Consider the following 19,778-nt stretch of genomic DNA (forward strand, 5'->3'; position numbering starts at 1 on the left):
TCAGTGCGGGGTGTGATCACTGAGGAGCGTCTTCTTCTGGATCTTGCCCATCGCATTGCGTGGCAGCGCCTCGACCATGCGAATCTCACGCGGCCGCTTGTGTACCGCCAGTGATCCGGCGACGAAATCGATGAGGGCGTCGTGGTTTCCGGGCTCGCCGACGACATATGCCACGATGCGCTGGCCGAGATCGGCATCGGGGACACCGACCACAGCGGCCTCGCGCACGCCCGGGTGCGACAGCAGTGCGTGTTCGACCTCGCCCGCGCCGATCCGGTAGCCGCCGGATTTGATCATGTCGACCGATTCACGACCGACGATGCGGTGGAAGCCGTCCGGATCGATCACGGCGATGTCGCCGGTGTCGAACCATCCGTCGAGCGACATGACCTCGTCGGTCTTGGCCTTGTTGTGGAGGTAGCCGTCGAACAGTGTGGGCCCGGCGATTTCGAGGCGGCCGAGAGTTTCGCCGTCGTGGCCGACGGTATCGCCGGAGTCCGAGCGGAGCCGGGTTTTCACTCCGGTCACCGGTAGTCCGACCCAGCCGGGGCGGCGCTCACCGTCGTATCGGGTGCTGAGTGTGATGACGGTTTCGGTCATGCCGTACCGCTCGATCGGCGCGCTGCCCGTAAGCGCCCGCAACCCTTCGAACACCGGAACCGGCAGCGGCGCGCTCCCCGAGACCAGCAGGCGAGCGGAGGCGAGCGCCCGCGCGGAATCCGGATCGGCGCAGACCCGCGACCAGACCGTCGGCACGCCGAAATACAGCGATCCGCCCGCCGCGGCGTATCGGTCGGGGGTCGGGCGAGTGGTGTGGACCAGCGGCGATCCGGTGCGCAGGGCGCCCAGCACGCCGACCACCAGGCCGTGCACGTGGAACAGCGGAAGCCCGTGGACGACAACGTCGTCGGCGCTCCACTGCCACGCGTCGCGCAGTCCGTCCAGGCTGGCGGCGATCGCGGCGCGCGACAGCACCACTCCCTTCGGCGCGCCGGTGGTCCCGGAGGTGTAGACGATCAGCGCCGCCGTGGCCGGATCGGGTTCTGGGCCCGTCCAGGATTCGGAGGCGCGCGGGTCGACCGTGACCGCGGGCAGGGAGATATCGGAATCCGTTGCGCCGAGCCATAATTCGGCGCCCGAGTCGGTGAGGATGTGGCGGCGTTCGACCGCGCCGGAATCCGGGGGAACGGGGACCGCGGGCACACCGGCCAGCAGGCAGCCCACGACGGCGATCACGGTGTCGACGCTGGGGCGGGCGTCGATGGCGACACATCCGGCGCCGGCGAGGCGATGCGCGAGCGCGCCCGCCGCGCCCAACAGCGCATCGGGCCGCAGGGCGATGTCGCCGATCGTGACGGCGGGGCGGGACTCGGCCGTTGCGGTCTGCAACCCGGTGAGAAGAGGAACTGGCATGAGGGCCACTTTCTCGTGTATGGTCCGCATTGTGGACCGATGTGCTACATTATGGACCAGTGACGGTATTAGCTCCAGACGACTCCGTCAACAACGGGTGTGCCGCCGCGCGTTCGGCGCAAGGGCGCGGTCGTGAACAGCGTGCTGACCGCCCTGCGGGTATTCGAGGAGGTGGCGCGGCTGCAGCCCGCGGGTCTCAGCGACCTCGCCCGGCGGCTGGAGGTTCCGAAAAGTACGGTGCAGCGCTGTCTGAAAACCCTCGAGGAGGCCGGGTGGGTCCGGTCGTCACCGGAAGGACGGTGGGAGATCACCGGTCTGGCTTTCCGGGTGGGTAGCGCGGTCGCGGGTCGCGACAATCTGCGTGAGGTGGCGCTGCCGGAGCTGTCCGCGCTGCAGATGTCGACCGGTGAGACAGTGCATCTCGCGGTTCCCGACGGCGACGAACTGGTGCTCATCGAACGTCTCGACAGTTCGCACCAGGTGCGCGCGTTCATGGCGCTGGGCACCCGGCTGCCGCTGCACGCCGCCGCGACCGGAAAGGCGTTCCTCGCGACCCTGTCCGACGAACGGATCGCGGCCTACCTGTCCCACGCCCCCGCCAAGACCACCGAACACACCATCACCGACGCGGACGAACTCTGGGAGGAGATCGCTCTCATCCGCCGACGGGGATACGCCACCACGATCGAAGGGCTGCACGACGGAATCTGCGCGGTCGCGGTGGCCCTGCGCGGGCGCTACGGGCCGGCCCGCGCATGCTTCAGCATCTCCGGGCCGTCGTCGCGGCTGACCCCCGCGCTTTTCGAGGATTACGGAGCCCGGGCTCTGGCGACCCGTGCCGCCGTCGAACGGCTGCTCGGCGAGTGAGGTCTGCGGCCGCGGCGCGGGATTTTTTACGTTTTCCCTACGCCTCGCGATCACTGGCTTCGGGTTTGCCGGATTTAGGCTGATTAATCGTGGTTTCACCGATCGACGTCGCCAAACGGGTGGTGCTGGGACGACCGTTTCGCAGCGATCGGCTCGGGGAGACGCTGTTGCCGAAGCGGCTGGCATTGCCGATTTTCGCCAGTGATCCGCTGTCCTCGGTGGCGTATGCGACTCAGGAGATTCTGCTCATCCTGACGCTGGGCGGGCTCAGCTATCTGTATCTGACACCGTGGGTGGCCGGTGGTGTCGTCGTGCTGCTGGCGGTGGTCGCGTTGTCGTATCGCCAGGTCGTGCGCGCCTATCCGTCGGGCGGTGGATCCTATGAGGTCGTCGCCGAGAACCTCGGGGCGATACCGGGTTTGGTCGTCGCGGCGGCGCTGCTGGTCGATTACGTGATGACGGTGGCGGTATCGGTCGCGGCGGGGGTGGACAACGTCATCTCCGCGGCGCCGGCGCTGAACCCGCATCGGGTGCTGATCGATATCGGGTTCATCGTGGCGCTGACCGCGATGAACCTGCGTGGGGTGCGAGAATCCGGCCGGGCGTTCGCCGTGCCGACCTACGCCTTCGTCGCCGGCGTCATGGTGATGATCTCGATCGGTGTGGTCGAGACGCTGATCGGGCACGCACCGGTCGCCGAGAGCGCGCACTACCAGATCAACGCCGCGCACGCCGGCCTCGGCACGGCCGCGGTGGCATTTCTCGCGCTGCGGGCGTTCTCCTCGGGGTGTACGGCGCTGACGGGGGCCGAAGCGATCTCCAACGGCGTCCCCGCGTTCCGAAAACCGAAGTCGCTCAACGCGGCCCGGACCATGACCGCGATGGGTGTGCTGGCGATCGCCATGTTCACCGGTGTCACCGCGCTGGCGATGATCACCCACACGCGCGTCGCCGAGAATACCTGCGACCTGATCGGCTTTCCGGGTGATTGCCGCACCGACGCCCAGAAGACCGTCATCGCGCAGATCGCGGGGGCGGTCTTCGGCGACAGCAGCCTGGGCTTCTACTACCTGATGGTCACCACCGCGTTGATCCTGATCCTCGCCGCGAACACCGCCTACAACGGATTCCCGCTGCTGACCTCGATCCTGGCCCAACATCGTTACCTGCCACGCCAATTGCACACGCGCGGAGACCGGCTCGCCTACTCCAACGGCATCATCCTGCTCGCCGCGGTCGCCGCCGGGTTGATCTACGCCTTCGACGGACAGACCACCAGGTTGATCCAGCTCTACATCGTCGGCGTGTTCACCTCGTTCACGCTGTGCCAAACCGGCATGGTCCGGCATTGGAATCGCGAACTACGCGCGGTGACCGCGCCGGGGCAACGCCGGCGCATCCACCGGGCCCGGGCGATCAACGCGTTCGGCGCCTGCTTCACCGGCGTCGTGCTGGTCGTGGTCATGATCACCAAATTCGGTCACGGCGCCTATCTCGTGGTCATCGCGATGCCACTGCTGGTGCTGATGATGTATTCCATCCACACCCACTACGCGACGGTGCGCGCCGAACTCGACATCGACCCCGACGAGGAGACGACGCTGCCCGGCCGGGTGCATGCGATCGTGCTGGTTTCGGACTGGCACAAGGCAACTCAGCGGGCCGTCCAGTTCGCGCGCGCCACCCGCCCGGACACCCTCACCGCCGTCACGGTCAACGTCGACGACACCGACACCCGGGCGCTGACCCAATCGTGGGAGCGCCACGACGTCAGCATTCCGTTGAAGGTCGTCGAGTCGCCCTACCGCGAAATCACCCGTCCCGTCGTCGAATACATCAAACGGGTCCGCCGATCGCGGCCCCGGGACGTGGTCAGCGTCTACATCCCCGAGTACGTCGTCGGACACTGGTGGGAGAACCTGCTGCACAACCAGAGCTCGCTCCGGCTCAAAGCACGCCTGCTGTTCGAACCGGGTGTCATGGTCACCAGCGTTCCCTACCAACTGCGCTCTTCGCGAAATCGCAAGCCGCCCACAGTCACACCGAGCCCCGGTCAGATCCGCCGCGGCATCGTCGCTCCCTGATCGGAGGTTTCCGCCGCGGTCATCGATCGGCGCGGCCGGCGATGTGGTCGACGTCGATGAGCAGATGTCGTGGTCCCCGGAAGATTTGGCTGCGCCGATACGGTGGCGGATCGACGACCAGCCGCGGTGTCACGACGCGGCGTAGGAAGATCTCCAGTGCGAGATTGACTTCCAATCGCGCGAGCGGGCCGCCCGGGCAGGTGTGGATGCCGCTGCCCCAGCCGAAATGCTCGTTGTCGGGCCGTTGGATGTCGAAGCGGTTCGGATCGGTGAACCGGTTCGGGTCGCGGTTGGCGGCGGCGTAGACCAGATGCACCGCGGACCCTTCCGGAATCACGGTGCCGCCGATCTCGATATCGGCGGTGACGCTGCGGCTGGGGAAGAACTGCACCGCGGCCTGCAACCGCTGGACCTCTTCGATCGCGCGCGGCAGAAGATGTGGCCGGTCGCGCACCTGGTCGTAGGAACCGGGGTTGCGCAACAGTGTCAGCACACAGTTGGCGATGGTGTTGACCGTCGAGTCGTGCCCGGCGATCAGCAGCAGTACCGCATTGGCCAGCACCTGTCCGACCGGCATCGGGCCGTCGGGGCCGTCGTCGTGCAGCAATCGCGACAGCAACCCCGGGCCGGGCGCACGCTGGAGTTGCTCGATCAGGCCGGCCAGATATCGGGTGAGTGCGTCACGGCCGGCGTGCGCCCGGCCGGCGCGAACCTTGCCCTCTGCGGTCCGCGCGTCCGGGCCCAGATCGGTGCCGGTGAGCATGTCGTAGATCCAGGCGTGGAACCGGGGCTCGTCCGCGAGCGGGATGCCGAGAATCGTGGAAATCACCGTCACAGGTACGGGGTAGGCGTAGTCGTCGACCACGTCCATCCGGGTCGTGCCGCCGGCCTCGAATTCGTCGAGCAGCCGGTTGCACAACCGGACGATCACGGGTTCCATGCCGGGGATGACATCGGGCGAGTGCGGCGGGCCGAAGTGGCGCATCACCTGGCGGCGGGCCCGATCGTGATCGGGCGGATCGGAGACGATGATGCTCGGCGTGCTCGCGGCGCCGGCGTTCCCTGCCAGGGGGTTGCCCAGCGGGCTGCGGCCGATATCGGAGCTGACCCGCGGGTCGTGCGCCAGCGCCAGCAGTTCCTGATAACCCGTCACCACATACAGGTTGTCGGCCACGCGCGCGACCGGGGTCCGGCGTAGCTGATCGAAGAACGGGTACGGGTCGGCGCGGTGTTCGAATCTCATCGCCTCGGCCCAGGCGGTCGCCGCCGTCATGCTGCCTCCTCGCTCGACGGAACTCGGCGCTCAATGGAACTCGGCGCCTCGTGAGGTGGGGTCGTGGCCGGTCAGCACCACGTCGGGGATGCCGGTCGGCACTCGCGGATCGGGAAAGCGGGCCGGCATCGGTGCCGGATCGGGGGCCCGGTCGTAGCCCGGCGGTGGCGGCGGAAACGGCGCCGATCGTTCGATCATCGCCGCGTAGTACGGGAGCCATTTGCCGTGGTCGAAGGTCACCGCACCGACGATGCGGCCCCGGCGGCCGTAGACGGCGGCGAACCGAAAGTCCTCGGGCGATCCCTGGGTGAACGCGATCTCGTCGCCGAACGAGCACACGCCCACACCCTTGATGTTCACCCCGAATTGCGCCGACCAGAACGACGGCAGCGGCAAGTGCGGTCGCCGTTCGGTCTCCAGGCTGATCATGTTGTTCGCGGCGACCTGCGCACCGGATACCGCGTTGTCCCAGTGCTCCATCGAGATGAACTGATACTCGTAGAGCACATGAGGCTGCCGTGCGACATCGCCTGCCACGAAGACGTTGTCGGTCACCACGCCGTTGATGTCGAAGGCACGGCAACCGGCATCGCACCCGACGCCCCAGAAACCGGCGGCAAGTCCGGCGCCGCGCAGCCATTCGACATTGCGGATCGACCCGAGCGACGCGACCACCACATCGACGTCCACTGTGGTTCCGTCCGAAAGGCAGGCCCGGCGCACCTTTCCGTCGGCGTCGCCGTCGAGGGACCGGACGGACACACCGGTGCGCAGGTCGACTCCCGCGCCGCGCTGCATCCGCGCGGCGATATCACCGATCACCCCGCCGAGCGGGCCGATCAGTGGACCGCCGCCGCGTTCGGCGACGGTCACCGGCACGCCGCGCTCGCGGCATACCGAGGCCAGTTCCGAGCCGATGAATCCCGAGCCGACGACCAGGACGCGCTGCGGATTCGCGTTCAGCGCTGCCTGCAGCCCCGCAGCGTCCTCGCGGGTGCGCACGGTGAACACTCCGCGCAGGGCGGCCTCGGCCGGGTTGGGCCACGGCCGGGCCCGCACGCCGGTGGCGATGAGCAGCCGGTCGTAGGGCACCGCATCGCCGGTGGCCAACAGGACCTGCCGGTTCGCTCGGTCCAAGCCGGTCGCGGCCACCCCCAGCCGCCAGTCCGCGTCGACGGCCCGCATCCGCGGAAGTGCTGTGTGATCGGCGCGCACCCATCCCTGCAAAACCTGTTTGGACAACGGCGGACGGTCGTACGGTTCGTGCGGCTCGTCGCCGATGATGGTCAAGCTTCCGTGAAAGCCCCTCTCCCGCAGAGCTTCCGCCGCGCGCAACCCGGCCAGCGAGGCGCCCACGATCACGATGCGGCCTTCGGCCCGGAAGGCGTCGACCAGGTCCGCTATCAGCGAGGCGGTCCTCATGTCGCGGGCTCCGCCTCGTCGGGAGTGTGGGTTTCCACCAGGATGGCCTGAACCGGGCAGGACGCCGCCGCCCGCACGACCCGGCGGCGCTGCCCGTCGTCGGGATTGGGGTCGTAGGCCAGCGCCTCGTCGCCCAGTAGCCGCAGCACCTGCGGTGCCAGCGGAACGCACTGGGCATACCCCTGACACCGATTCAGATCGACCACGATGCGCATGTCCTCAGCTCCTCGTTCGAACCGAGTCTGATTGGGCCGGATTGCCTTGCGACCGCTGCGGACCGATCGGCGCTGATCCCCGCGAGGGTCGACGCGAACTCCCACCGGAGGACACGTCCCGGAATGCCCGGTGCCGTGCGGGCACCTCACCAAGGATTCGTAGCGGCCGGGCCGATGGGTTATCGCCGGCGGCGGGGTGTCGCCGAGCGGGGTGGCGCAGCACGCATGTGGTCGCGCACCGGCGACAGCAGCTCGGCCAGCGCCTTGGTGTCCGCGCGGGACAGCGGTTCGAAGAGTTGCTGGTTGACGACCTCGGTATGACCGGGAAGGACCTCGGCGAGCAGCGCCCGGCCGGCATCGGTGATCGTGACCGTGACGCCGCGCTCGTCGTCCGCGGAGGGCGCGCGCGTGACCAGTCCCGCCTTCTCGAGCAGACCGGCCTGATAGGTCAATCCGCTGCGGCTGTAGACGACGCCGTCGGCCAGATCGGTCATGCGCTCACTGCCGGTGGGGGAGTCGAGACCGAGCCGCGCCAGCAGCTGGAACTGCACGTAGCTCAGATCGCCGGCGTCTCGCAGCTGCTGCTCGACCGCGTGCCGGAGCAGGCCGGCGACCTCCATGAGGGCGAAATACGCGCCCAGTTGGACGGCGTCCAGGGGCCGCGGGGTCTCGGACATGGCACGACTGTACAACTCTTGCTTCGATTTCGAAACTCTTGCTTCGAATTCAAAGCACTGCTACCGTGACGGATGTGCTTCGAACTCGAAGCACATCACATCGAGAGTGAGGCACCACGATGAAGGCGGTTCGATTCCACGAGTACGGCGATCCCGAGGTCCTTCGCTACGAGGACGTCGACCGGCCGGTTCCCGGTCCCGGCCAGGTCCGGGTGCGCGTCGCGGCGACATCGTTCAACGGCGTCGACGGCAATATCCGCGCGGGATTGATGCAGGGCCCGATGCCGCTGGCCCTGCCGCACATCCCCGGCCTGGACGTCGCCGGAACCGTCGACGCGCTCGGCGAGGGCGTCGACGAGCCGAAGGTCGGTGACCGGGTCGTAGGCTTCCTGCCGTTCACCGACGACGGCGCCGCGGCGGAGTACGTGCTCGCCCCTGCGCGGAGTCTGGCGGCGGCGCCGGCGAGCGTCCCGCTCGCCGATGCGGCCGCGCTACCGCTGGTCGGACTCACCGCGTGGCAGGCGCTGTTCGACCACGCCGAACTGAAGCCCGGGCAACGGATCCTGATCAGTGGCGCCGGGGGAGCCGTGGGTGGTTATGCGGTACAGCTGGCCAAGGCGGCCGGCGCCCATGTGATCGCCACCGGCAGTCCGCGCAGCCGCGAGCGCGTCGAGGCGCGGGGCGCCGACGAGGTCGTCGACCACACCACCACCGAGGTGACCGCGGCGGTGACCGAGCCGATCGACGTCCTGCTCAACCTCGCGCCGATCGATCCGGCCGAGTTCGCGGCGCTGGCCGGACTGGTCCGCGACGGCGGCGTCGTGGTCGGCACCACCGTGTGGATGCCCGCCCCGGCCGACGCGGCGCGCGGCGTGCGTGCCGTCGACGTCTACGTCCGCAGCGACGCGCGGCAACTGGCGGAACTCGTTGCGCGCGTGGACCTTCGCGCGTTGATCGTCGATGTCGACGAGCGTGTCCCGCTGGCAGAGCTGGCATCGGTGCACACCCGGGCGGCCGCGGGAACGTTGCGGGGCAAGGTCGTCGTCCTCCCGGCCGCGGACTGACTGCGCCGGACCGGCGGGGAGACGACACCGACGGGTGCCGGCGCGGGACCGCTGCCGGCCGGCTCACGCCGGGTGTTCAGAAACTGGACACTTCCCGATGCTCGATCCATCCCACTATGGCTTGCATCACATCAGGTTGTAGCCAGGAGGTTTCGATGACGGTCGTCTCCGAGTTCCCGGTCCGAGCGGACGTTCGGGCGGTACTCAGCGGTCGAAAGCAGTTGCTGATCGACGGCGAATGGACCGATGCCCAGTCGGGTCGGACATTCGCGACGCACAATCCCGCCGACGGCGGTGTGCTGGCGGAGGTGGTCCACGGCGAGGCGGCCGACGTGGACCGCGCCGTCCGCGCCGCCCGCCGCGCCTTCGACAACGGGCCGTGGCAGTGGATGAAACCCAATGAGCGCGAACGGCTGCTGTGGCGGGTGGGCGATCTTCTCTCCGAACGCGCGGAGCAGTTCGGCGAACTCGAGGCGCTGGACAACGGTAAATCCGCGGCGGTCGCCACCGTCGTCGACACCGCGTGGGCGGCCGACGTCTTCCGGTACTACGCGGGCTGGGCGACCAAGATCGTGGGCAGCACGGTCGATGTGTCGATGCCGTTCGCGCCGCCCGGCAGCCGGTTCCACGCGTACACCCTGCGCGAGCCGGTGGGGGTCTGCGGGCTGATCGTGCCGTGGAACTTCCCGCTGTTGATGGCAGCCTGGAAGCTGGCCCCCGCGCTGGCTGCCGGAAATACGGTGGTGCTCAAGCCCGCCGAGCAGACTCCGCTGACCGCGCTGCTGCTGGGAGAGGTGTTCCAGGAGGCCGGATTCCCGCCCGGCGTGGTCAATATCGTGACCGGATTCGGCGATGCCGGCGCCGCCCTGGCCGCGCACGACGACGTCGACAAGGTCGCCTTCACCGGATCCACGGAGGTCGGCAAGTTGGTCGTCGACGCTGCCAAGGGCAATCTGAAGAAGGTGTCGCTGGAGCTGGGCGGCAAGAGCCCCAACGTGGTGTTCGCCGACGCGGATTTCGAGGCCGCGGTCACCGGCTCGCTCAACGCCTGGCTGTTCAATCACGGCCAGTGCTGTGTCGCGGGGACGCGACTGTATGTGGAGGACAAGATCTTCGGCGATTTCACCGCCGCGGTGGCCGAGGCCGCCTCGCGGGTGAAGATCGGTCCCGGCTTGGACCCGTCCACCGAGCTGGGCCCGCTGGTGTCGCAGGAGCAGTTCGACCGCGTCACCGCCTATCTGCAGGCCGGCCTCGCCGACGGGGCGAAGGCGCTCACCGGCGGGGGCCGCCACGGCGACACCGGATACTTCGTGCAACCGACCGTCTTCGTCGACGTGCGGCCCGAATTCAGCATCGTGCGCGAGGAGATCTTCGGCCCGGTCGTGGCGGCGCTTCCGTTCGACGCCGACGAAGGGATCGCGGCCGCCGCGCACCAGGCCAACGATTCGATCTACGGCCTGGCCGCGGGCATCTGGACCCGTGACATCTCCAAGGCCCACCGGGTGGCCCGCGAGCTGAAAGCCGGCTCGGTGTGGATCAACCAGTACAACGGCTTCGACACCGCGATGCCCTTCGGCGGTTACAAGCAGTCCGGCTGGGGCCGTGAACTCGGCCCGGACGGCCTGGACCTGTATTTGCAGACCAAGTCGGTCAACGTCGCCCTCTGATTCCAGCGCAGGAGAACTTTCGTGAAGACAACAGCAGCAGTACTCGTCGAGCCCGGCAAACCGTTCGAACTGATGGAACTCGACCTGGACGGGCCCGGCCCCGGCGAGGTCCTGATCCGCTACACCGCAGCCGGACTGTGTCATTCCGACCTGCATCTCACCGACGGCGATCTGCCGCCGCGCTATCCGATCGTCGGCGGGCACGAGGGCTCGGGAATCATCGAGGAGGTCGGTCCCGGCGTCACCAAGGTCGCTCCCGGCGACCACGTGGTGTGCAGTTTCATTCCCAACTGCGGCACCTGCCGGTACTGTTCGACCGGCCGGCAGAACCTGTGCGATATGGGTGCGACCATCCTGGACGGCTGCATGCCCGACGGGACGTTCCGATTCCATTCCGGCGGAATGGATTTCGGTGCGATGTGCATGCTGGGCACCTTCTCCGAGCGGGCGACGATCTCCCAGCATTCGGTGGTGAAGGTCGACGACTGGCTGCCCCTCGAGACCGCGGTCGTCGTGGGTTGCGGGGTGCCGACGGGGTGGGGCAGCGCGGTCTACTCGGGCAATGTGCGCGCCGGTGACATCACCGTCGTCTACGGCATCGGCGGGCTGGGCATCAATTCGGTGCAGGGCGCCGTCCATGCCGGGGCCAAGTACGTCGTGGTGGTCGACCCGGTCGGCTTCAAACGCGAGACGGCGCTGAAAATGGGTGCCACCCATGCCTTTTCGACGGCCGAGGAGGCGGCCGAGAAGGTCGCCGAACTGTCCTGGGGGCAGGGCGCCGACCAGGCGATCATCACCGTCGGCACGGTGACCGAGGAGGTCGTGTCGGCCGCCTTCGCTGTCATCGGCAAGGGTGGGACGGTCGTCGTCACGGGCCTGGCCGATCCGGCCAAGCTCACCGTTCACGTCTCCGGCGCCGAGCTGACCCTGAACGAGAAGACCATCAAGGGCACGCTGTTCGGATCCGCCAACCCGCAGTACGACATCGTGCGGCTGCTGCGTCTCTACGACAGCGGCCAGTTGAAGCTCGACGAGCTGATCACCACGCGATATTCGCTCGAAGACATCAATCAGGGCTATCAAGACCTGCGCGACGGCAAGAATATCCGTGGTGTGGTGATCCACGCCGGATCGTAGGTCCGCCCCGCGGCCGCCGTCACGGTGGCGGCCGCGGTCCCCGCCCGGGAGCGTGGCAGGCGAACCGCGGCCGACGTGGGTATGCCCGGCAGACAGGAGGTAGCACCGGATGGCGACATCGCAGTGCGGCGAGGCGACGGCGTCGGCGCCGCGCCGGGAGATCGAGCTGTCGTGGCGGCGCTCGAAGCTGTCCGGCGTACCACCCGAATTCGACGGATTCCCCGATCTGCCCACGGTGGAGGTCGATCCGCGCAGCCGGCTGCTCGAGGCCGCGCGGCCGGTTCTCGATCAGATGGCGGTCGCCCTCGCCGACACCGCCTACAGCCTGCTGCTCGCGGATCGCGAGTGCCGGCTGGTCTACCGGTGGTTCGGCGATCCGCGCTTCGAGCAGGCGCTGGACACACTGGGCATCCGGAGCGGAACCAGCCTCGCCGAGGACACCTTCGGCACCAATGCGCTGGGTACCGCGCTCGAAACCCGCCGCGGCATCGCCGTCAACGGCTCCGAGCACTACATCGAGCGCTTCAAGGGATTCACCTGCTACGGTCACCCGATCCTGCATCCGGTCACCCGCCGCCTGGTCGGCGCCTTGGACATCACCAGCACCAACACCCACGCCGATCCGCTGCTCGGCCCGTTTCTGCAGCGGGCGGCACAGGATATCGAACAACGGCTGCTGGATCAGGCCAAGGCGTCCGAACGTGCGCTGCTGGCCGCGTTCCAGACCGTTTCCCGGCAGCGGCGCGCCATCGCCGCGGTCGGTGACGACATCGTGCTGACCAACAAGAGCGCGGTGGATCTGCTCGGCCCGTCCGACTACGCGCTGTTGCGCCCGCTGGCGGAGCGGACCGCCGCACATCCGCGCGTCACCGAGGTTCGGCTCGCGTCCGGTGCGGCGGTGCGCATTCATCTGTCCCAGGCGCCCGGCGCCGGCACCGGCATGCTGTTCCACTTCGAACCCCTCGAAGAGGCGGCGACCGTGACCAGGATGCCGGCGGGCACCACCGGGCACCGGGCGCTGGAAGGGGCGACGACGGGACCGGTTCTGATCGTCGGCGAACGAGGCACCGGCCGCAGCAGCGAGGCTCGGCGGCTGGCGCGCGGCGCAGACGTGGAATTCCATCAATGCGCGGACGTCGCGGCGGACGGCGCCCAGCACTGGATCGACAGGCTGCGGGAGAACTTGTCCGGCCCCGGTGGCGCCGTCTGCGTCGACGGGGTCGATGCCCTGCCGGAGCCGGTGGTCGACCAACTGATCGATGCGATCGACGCCGCGCGCGGGCGCAGAGTGTTGCTCACCTCGCTGCCGCTGCGCACTACCCACGGCGCGCATGCCGCGCTGGCGGCCAGGTGTGTGCAGCGGGTGGACGTGGCGCCGCTGCACGAACGCGTCGCCGAACTGCCCGCGATCACGAAAACCCTGCTGCACGAGCTCGATCCGTCCGCCGATGTGCGGTTGCTGCCGAGCGTGATCGAATTGCTCGCCACCCACCCGTGGCCCGGCAACCTGCACGAACTCAAGGCCGTCCTGGCGCATGTGCTGCGGCATCGCCATCGCGGGGACGTGACGGTAGCCGACCTGCCGGACCGTTACCGCGTGTCCTCGCGGGCCCGCCGCCTTTCCGGTCGCGAGCGCGCCGAGCGCGATGCCATCGTCGAGGCGCTACGCCGCAATCAGGGCAACAAGCTCAAGACGGCCCACGAACTCGGCATCAGCCGCACCACGCTGTATGCCCGGCTCAAGGCGCTGCGCATCACCGACGGCCGATCGTCGCTCGGCCGTCCCGCGTGCCGATAGCGCGGGACGGCGTTCGGGAGCAGCTGCCGCCGAAACGGTTGCGGCACAGCCTGTTCCGGGCGATGCGGGGACCGGGCTACTTGCGTGCGACGGCCGCGTAGGCGGACACCTGCACGTCCATCTTCTTCGCGGGTGCGACACCGTCGGGGCGCCAGCGGTGCGGCACCTCGACACCCGGTTCGATCAGCTCCATGCCGTCGAAGAAGCGCGCGAACTCGTCGCGGCTGCGGACCTGGCACGGCAGACCGCTGCGGCGGTAGATCTCGACCACCGTCGCTATCGCCGTCGGATCGAAGTCCGGGGTGACATGCGTCATCACCAGGTACGAGCCGGGCACGAACCGCTTCATCAGCGTCTCGATGATCCCGTAGGCGCCGTGCTCGTCGGGCACGAAATGCATCAGCGCGTTGAGGCTGACCGCGACCGGCTGGGTCAGGTCCAGCGTCTCGTGCAATCCCGGGGCGTCGAGAATCGCTTCGGGGGTGGTGACGTCGGCGGAGATGTAGTTGGTGCGTCCCTCCGGGGAGCTGATCATCAACGCCCGGGCGTGGACGAGCACGATCGGATCGTTGTCGACGTAGACGACCCGCGAGTCGGGGGCGACCTGCTGGGCCACCTGATGCAGATTCGGCTCGGTGGGGATACCCGTTCCGATATCGAGGAATTGACGAATCCCCGCGTTCGCCAGGAACCGTGTCACACGGTGGATGAACGCCCGGTTCTGCTGCGCGGCCACCCGCACTCCGGGCCAGGTCGCCACGACCTTCTCGGCCGCTTCCGCATCCGCGCTGTAGTGGTCCTGGCCGCCGAGGTAGTAGTCGTACATGCGGGCAGTGTGGGGCTGGTTCTGTCGCAGGTCGACAGGGGAGCCGGATTCCACGTCGCAATCCTTTCCGAGACGAAGCGGCAACGGCGATATGCGGAGTGCCGTGTCGAACGTGTTGCGGGCAACGGGAATCGGCGACCGAGGCCGATTCCCGCACGCGGCGAAAGTCTACCCGGCACCCTCGGCGCGAATCCGGTTCTCGGCGATCTCGTGGCCCGGCCGGTCGACGATCCGGCGCCGTGGACCACCGAGGACAACGGCGCCGGTTGCCGTGGATGGATCCGATTCGGGCCTTCCGGCCCCCCGGCCGGGACCTTCGGCGCTCCCGGTCGGGCACCCCCGCGACGAGGCTGGAATGCGAACCGGCGACGAATACCGACTCTGCGGCGAACAGAGGCTCCACATGACCATCGGCGACAACGTGACGATCGACCGGGCGGGCCTGGATCGGCTCGTCACCGTCCTCGTCGAGCACGGATACCGGGTCATCGGCCCGCAGGTCCGCGATGGGGCGATAGTCCTCGACGAGCTCGATTCGGGCGCCCGGCTGCCCGGGGGCTGGGGTGTGCACACCGAGCCGGGGCGATATCGGCTGTTCCGGCGCGACGACGAAGCCGTCTTCTCGCATTCGGCCGGCCCGGGATCGTGGAAACAATTCCTCCAGCCGCCTCATCGCCGGATCGCCCGGTTCGACGCGGATCTGAATTCCGAACCGGTGCAGGATATTCCGACGCCGACCGCATTTCTCGGAGTGCGCGGCTGCGATATGGCCGCGATCGGCGTGCTCGGGCAGGTGCTCGGCGGCGGCGCCCATCCCGACTCGGCGTTCGCGGCGCGGCGCCGGGAGCTGTTCATCATCGGCGTGAACTGCACCGAGCCGGGCGGCGTGTGCTTCTGCGCATCGATGCACACCGGTCCGGACGTGTCCTCCGGCTACGACCTCGCCCTCACCGAACGCATCGACGACACCGGGCACCGGTTCCTCGTCGACGTGGGTACCGAGGCGGGTGCGCGCATCGCCGCCGAACTGGTCGGCGAACCGAGTTCGGAGGCGGAGATATCGGCGGCGCGAGCCGAGGTCGCGGCGGCGGCGGACCGGATGGGACGCAGCATGCCGGATGTCGATGTCCGCGACGTGCTTCGCCGCTCCCGCGAATCGCCACACTGGCAGGACGTCGCGAGCCGCTGCCTCACCTGCGCCAACTGCACCATGGTGTGTCCCACCTGTTTCTGCACCACCACCGAGGACGTCACCGATCTCACCGGCACACATGCCGAGCGCTGGGAGCGGTGGGCCTCGTGCTTCGAACTCGACTTCTCCCATCTGCACGGCGGCAGCGTGCGGCAGTCGGGAGAGAGCCGGTACCGGCAGTGGCTGACCCACAAATTGAGTACCTGGTACGACCAATTCGGCAGTTCCGGTTGCGTGGGGTGCGGACGCTGCATCGCGTGGTGCCCCGCGGGTATCGACCTGACCGTCGAGGTCGCCCGCCTGGCCGAAACGGCCGAAGGAGGCGAGGATGACCACCGCTGAGGAACTGTCCGCCTTCGCGCCGCTCGCCACGCTGGACCGCGGCAAACTCGGCACGCTCGCGCAAGCCGGGCGAAACGTCCGCTATCCCGCCGGGCAGCGGCTGATCACGGAGGGCCGCCGAGCCGACCGATGCTGGCTCCTCCGATCGGGATGTGTAGCCGTGGACGCGACGCTTCCCGGCCGCGAGCCCTTCGTGGTGCAGACCCTCGGACCCGGTGATCTGCTCGGATGGTCATGGCTCGTGCCTCCCTACCGCTGGCATTTCGGCGCCGTCACCACCGAGCCCGTGCAGGCGATCGAATTCGATGCGGCCCGCCTGGCCGACATCGCCGATGCCGACCCGAAATTCGGCTACACGCTCACCTTGCTGCTCTTCGAGGCGCTGGTGGAGCGGCTGCAGGCCACCCGGGCGAGGTTGCTGAACCTCTACCGCAATCCGGGCGAGGCGGCCACGACCGCCCCGCTGCGCCGGGGGGAGAGCGGAGGTGGGCGGTGAGCAGCGCGCCGGCCGCCGCCGTGGTCGCCGACCCGGACACCATGCTCCGTTATCGGGTGGTCGAGCGCATCGCGCAGACCGCCGATACCGCGACCTTGGTCCTCGCCCCGATAGCTGATGCGGCACAACGGTTCCGGGCCGGCCAGTTCATGATGCTCTACCGATTCGGGGTGGGCGAGATCGCCATCTCGGTCAGCGGAAATCCCTGTGCCGCAGACAATTTCCTCGAGCACACCATCCGCTCGGTCGGTGCGGTGAGCGCCGCGCTGTACGACTCACCGCCCGGTGCCGTGGTCGGGGTGCGCGGGCCGTTCGGCACCGGATGGGATCTCGATTCCGCCGTCGGCCGCGATCTGGTCGTCGTCGGCGGCGGAGTCGGGATGGCGCCGCTGCGTCCGATCGTGCTGGAGGCGCTGGCGCGGCGAGCCGAATACGGCCGGATCGTGCTGATCACCGGCGCGCGAACCCCCGGTGAGACCCTCTTCCGGGACGATCAGCGCGCATGGCAGGCCGACAGCCGGCTCGAGCTGTACCGGACCGTCGATCACCCGGCTCCCGGCTGGACCGGAAGGGTCGGCTTCGTCACCGAACCCCTCCGCGCGCTCGTCGTCGATCCCGCGCGCACCACCGCATTCCTGTGCGGGCCGGAACCGATGATGCGGTTCTGCGCGCAGACGCTGATTCGGCACGGCGTGGCACGCGGCGACATCCGGCTGTCGATGGAGCGCAATATGCAGTGCGGCGTGGGCCGATGCGGCCACTGCCAGCTCGGGCCGCTACTGATCTGCCGGGACGGTCCCGTCGTCGACTACGCGGTGGCCGGACCGCTGATGACGGTACGGGAGTTGTGATGACCGTCCCGACACTCGCGGTATGGAAGTTCACCTCCTGCGACGGCTGCCAGCTCACCCTGCTGGACTGCGAGGACGAGTTGCTGACGCTCGCGGGCCGGATCCGGATCGCGCATTTCACCGAGGCGTCCAGTGCGGTCGAACCCGGGCCCTACGACGTGTCGCTGGTCGAGGGATCGGTCTCCACGCCCGAAGAGGTCGATCGGATCGCCGAAATCCGTTCGCAGTCACGCATTCTCGTCACGATCGGCGCCTGCGCGAGCCACGGCGGCATCCAGGCACTGCGCAACTTCGCCGATATCGGCGACTTCACCTCGATCGTGTACGCGAGCCCGGAGTACATCTCGACGCTGGACACCGTGACCCCGATCGCCGCGCATGTGCGAGTGGACTACGAACTGCGCGGCTGCCCGATCGACCGCCGCCAGCTCCTCGACACCCTCTGCGCCCTGCTGGCCGGTCGCGCACCCGATCTGCCCGACACCAGTGTGTGCACCGAATGCAAGCGCCGCGGCAATACCTGCGTCATGGTCGCCGACGGCATACCGTGCCTGGGCCCGGTCACCCAGGCCGGCTGCGGCGCCCTGTGCCCGTCGTATCACCGCGGCTGTTTCGGATGCTTCGGGCCGATGGCCCGCCCCAATATCGGTGCGCTGCTTCCGATCCTGCGCGTCAACGGCATGTCCTACGACGATGTCGATCGAGTGTTCGCCACATTCGCCGCGGCCGCACCGCCGTTCGCGGAAAGGGGGCGAGATGAGCCACCGCAGTAGGCGATTGACGGTGAATTCGCTGGCTCGGGTGGAGGGCGAAGGAGCCCTGCGGGTCGTCGTCGAGGGCGACAAGGTCACCCGCGCGGAATTGAACATCTACGAGCCGCCACGGTTCTTCGAGGCGTTCCTGCGGGGCAGGGCCTACACCGAGCCGCCCGATCTCACCGCCCGCATCTGCGGAATCTGCCCGGTGGCCTATCAGACCAGCGCGTGTAACGCACTCGAACAACTCTGCGGTATCCGCCTCGACGCGCCGCTGGCGGCGTTGCGGCGGCTGTTGTACTGCGGTGAGTGGATCTCCAGCCACGCCCTGCACATCTACCTGCTGCACCTGCCCGATTTCCTCGGCTATCCCGATGCCGTCGCGCTGGCCGCCGACCACCGGGAACTGGTGGAACACGGTCTGGCGGTGAAGAAGGCGGGCAACAGCCTGCTCGAACTCGTCGGGGGTCGCTCGATCCATCCGATCAACGTCCGGATCGGCGGCTTCTACGCGGTACCGGATCGGGCCCGGTTCGATCCGATCGCCGAACAGCTGCGTCGCGCGCGGGACTACGCCGTCGAGACCGCCGCATTCGCCGCGGGATTCGACTTTCCCGACCTCGAACTCGACCACGACCTGCTCGCCCTCACCGCGCCGGACGGGTACGCCATCGAAGACGGCACCCTGCGCAGCGATACCGGAACCTCGTTCACCGCAGCCGATTTCGGTGCGCACGTCGTCGAAGGGCAGGTGCCGCATTCCACCGCGTTGCACGCCCGGTTGGACGGCCGGCGCTACCTCGCCGGGCCGCTCGCCCGCTACAGCCTCAACTCCGCGCAGCTGTCACCGCTGGCCCGCGAGGTCGCGGCGGCCGCGGGCCTGCGCGCGCGGTGCCGTAACCCCTTCCGCAGCATCCTCGTTCGCGCCGTCGAACTCGTCTACGCCCTCGACGAAGCGCTCCGGCTGATCGACGACTACGAGCGACCCGCGCGACCGGCGGTCCCGGCGCGGCCGCGTGCCGGTGTCGGCCACGGCGTCAGCGAAGCTCCCCGCGGAGTGCTCTACCACCGATACGAAACCGACGACGCGGGAGTCGTCGGCGCGGCCACCATCATTCCGCCCACCTCGCAGAATCAGGCCGCGATCGAGGACGACCTGCGCCGGGTGGTCGAGGCCAACCTCGGACTGGACGATGCGGCACTCACCCACCTGTGTGAACGCACGATCCGCAACTACGACCCGTGCATCTCCTGCTCGGCGCACTTCCTCGAGCTCGACCTGGTCCGCCGATGACCGGACCGCGGGCCGTGGTGATCGGCGTCGGGAACGACTACCGCCACGACGACGGCATCGGCCCCGCCGTGGCCCGTCGCCTCGAATCGCTGCGCATCCCCGCCGTCAGAGTGGCGCAGTGTGACGGCGAACCCACCGGCCTTCTCGACCTGTGGGCCGGTCTCGAGCTCGCGGTGGTCGTGGACGCGGTTCGCTGCGATCCCCCGGCTCCCGGGCGGGTGTGGCGCACCACGGTCGAGGACCTGCGCGGGTGCCCTCGCGCCGCCGGTTCGCACGCGCTCGGCGTTGCGGACGCGCTGCCGCTCGCGCGAGTCCTGGGCCGGGCCCCGGCCGAACTCGTCGTCGTCGCGGTCGAGGCACAGTGCCTCGATCCGGGTGTCGGCCTGTCCGGCCCGGTAGCGGCGG

Annotated in this window: 18 protein-coding genes; 12 read left to right on the plus strand and 6 right to left on the minus strand. The window is 68.7% G+C overall.

Annotated elements, in window-relative coordinates:
- Positions 1-1,413 carry an acyl-CoA synthetase gene (locus NN2_RS27510; protein ID WP_082857313.1) on the minus strand — a complete coding sequence of 471 codons (1,413 nt, stop codon included), beginning with the start codon at positions 1,411-1,413 and terminating at the stop codon, positions 1-3.
- A 132-nt stretch (positions 1,414-1,545) separates the two neighbouring features.
- On the opposite strand from NN2_RS27510, the gene NN2_RS27515 reads away from it, so the two are divergent.
- Both NN2_RS27515 and NN2_RS27520 read left to right on the plus strand, forming a co-directional pair.
- Complete coding sequence (locus tag NN2_RS27515; protein WP_063017234.1) at positions 1,546-2,280, plus strand: IclR family transcriptional regulator; 735 nt, start codon at positions 1,546-1,548, stop codon at positions 2,278-2,280.
- Between the two features lie 89 nt (positions 2,281-2,369).
- The gene (locus NN2_RS27520; RefSeq protein WP_063017202.1) at positions 2,370-4,364 is read left to right on the plus strand and encodes an APC family permease; all 1,995 of its coding nucleotides are present in this window, start codon (positions 2,370-2,372) and stop codon (positions 4,362-4,364) included.
- A 19-nt stretch (positions 4,365-4,383) separates the two neighbouring features.
- On the opposite strand, the gene NN2_RS27525 is transcribed toward NN2_RS27520, so the two are convergent.
- The 4 genes from NN2_RS27525 to NN2_RS27540 all read right to left on the minus strand — a co-directional run bounded on the left by NN2_RS27525 (position 4,384) and on the right by NN2_RS27540 (position 7,951).
- Complete coding sequence (locus tag NN2_RS27525) at positions 4,384-5,637, minus strand: cytochrome P450 (RefSeq protein ID WP_063017203.1); 1,254 nt, start codon at positions 5,635-5,637, stop codon at positions 4,384-4,386.
- A gap of 30 nt (positions 5,638-5,667) precedes the next feature.
- The gene (locus NN2_RS27530) at positions 5,668-7,059 is read right to left on the minus strand and encodes an NAD(P)/FAD-dependent oxidoreductase (RefSeq protein ID WP_063017204.1); all 1,392 of its coding nucleotides are present in this window, start codon (positions 7,057-7,059) and stop codon (positions 5,668-5,670) included.
- A complete protein-coding gene (locus NN2_RS27535) occupies positions 7,056-7,274 on the minus strand; it encodes a ferredoxin (RefSeq protein ID WP_063017206.1) in 219 nt (72 codons plus the stop codon). The genes NN2_RS27530 and NN2_RS27535 overlap by 4 nt, the downstream gene beginning before the upstream one ends.
- Positions 7,275-7,453: 179 nt before the next feature.
- Positions 7,454-7,951 carry a MarR family winged helix-turn-helix transcriptional regulator gene (locus NN2_RS27540; RefSeq protein WP_063017208.1) on the minus strand — a complete coding sequence of 166 codons (498 nt, stop codon included), beginning with the start codon at positions 7,949-7,951 and terminating at the stop codon, positions 7,454-7,456.
- 119 nt (positions 7,952-8,070) lie between these two features.
- On the opposite strand from NN2_RS27540, the gene NN2_RS27545 reads away from it, so the two are divergent.
- The 4 genes from NN2_RS27545 (at position 8,071) to NN2_RS27560 (ending at position 13,617) form a co-directional block, all read left to right on the plus strand.
- Positions 8,071-9,015, plus strand: a complete 945-nt coding sequence (locus tag NN2_RS27545; protein WP_063017210.1) for an NADP-dependent oxidoreductase — start codon at positions 8,071-8,073, stop codon at positions 9,013-9,015.
- A gap of 155 nt (positions 9,016-9,170) precedes the next feature.
- Positions 9,171-10,682 carry an aldehyde dehydrogenase family protein gene (locus NN2_RS27550; protein WP_063017212.1) on the plus strand — a complete coding sequence of 504 codons (1,512 nt, stop codon included), beginning with the start codon at positions 9,171-9,173 and terminating at the stop codon, positions 10,680-10,682.
- Positions 10,683-10,703: 21 nt separating this feature from the next.
- Complete coding sequence (locus NN2_RS27555; protein WP_063017214.1) at positions 10,704-11,819, plus strand: NDMA-dependent alcohol dehydrogenase; 1,116 nt, start codon at positions 10,704-10,706, stop codon at positions 11,817-11,819.
- A 109-nt stretch (positions 11,820-11,928) separates the two neighbouring features.
- Positions 11,929-13,617, plus strand: coding sequence for a sigma-54-dependent Fis family transcriptional regulator (locus NN2_RS27560; RefSeq protein ID WP_063017219.1), 1,689 nt, complete (start codon positions 11,929-11,931; stop codon positions 13,615-13,617).
- 76 nt (positions 13,618-13,693) lie between these two features.
- Here the strand turns inward: NN2_RS27560 and NN2_RS27565 are convergent, their stop codons facing one another.
- Entirely contained in the window at positions 13,694-14,497 is an 804-nt protein-coding gene (locus NN2_RS27565; RefSeq protein WP_227463014.1) for an SAM-dependent methyltransferase, read from the minus strand.
- A 349-nt stretch (positions 14,498-14,846) separates the two neighbouring features.
- On the opposite strand from NN2_RS27565, the gene NN2_RS27570 reads away from it, so the two are divergent.
- The 6 genes from NN2_RS27570 to NN2_RS27595 all read left to right on the plus strand — a co-directional run.
- Positions 14,847-15,977, plus strand: a complete 1,131-nt coding sequence (locus tag NN2_RS27570; protein ID WP_063017235.1) for a 4Fe-4S dicluster domain-containing protein — start codon at positions 14,847-14,849, stop codon at positions 15,975-15,977.
- Positions 15,964-16,473, plus strand: coding sequence for a Crp/Fnr family transcriptional regulator (locus NN2_RS27575; protein ID WP_063017223.1), 510 nt, complete (start codon positions 15,964-15,966; stop codon positions 16,471-16,473). The genes NN2_RS27570 and NN2_RS27575 overlap by 14 nt, the downstream gene beginning before the upstream one ends.
- 41 nt (positions 16,474-16,514) lie before the next feature.
- A complete protein-coding gene (locus tag NN2_RS27580; RefSeq protein WP_063017237.1) occupies positions 16,515-17,324 on the plus strand; it encodes an FAD/NAD(P)-binding protein in 810 nt (269 codons plus the stop codon).
- Positions 17,324-18,097 (plus strand): NADH-quinone oxidoreductase subunit B family protein, encoded by a 774-nt coding sequence (locus NN2_RS27585; RefSeq protein ID WP_063017225.1) that lies wholly within the window; start codon positions 17,324-17,326, stop codon positions 18,095-18,097. Before NN2_RS27580 ends, NN2_RS27585 begins: the two co-directional genes overlap by 1 nt.
- Positions 18,081-19,373, plus strand: coding sequence for a Ni/Fe hydrogenase subunit alpha (locus NN2_RS27590; protein WP_063017227.1), 1,293 nt, complete (start codon positions 18,081-18,083; stop codon positions 19,371-19,373). Before NN2_RS27585 ends, NN2_RS27590 begins: the two co-directional genes overlap by 17 nt.
- A partial coding sequence (locus NN2_RS27595) for a hydrogenase maturation protease (protein WP_063017229.1) occupies positions 19,370-19,778 on the plus strand: 409 nt, incomplete at its 3' end. The genes NN2_RS27590 and NN2_RS27595, both read left to right, overlap by 4 nt.

The sequence above is a fragment of the Nocardia nova NBRC 15556 genome, from assembly GCF_001613005.1.
In the GTDB taxonomy this organism is placed as follows: domain Bacteria; phylum Actinomycetota; class Actinomycetes; order Mycobacteriales; family Mycobacteriaceae; genus Nocardia; species Nocardia nova.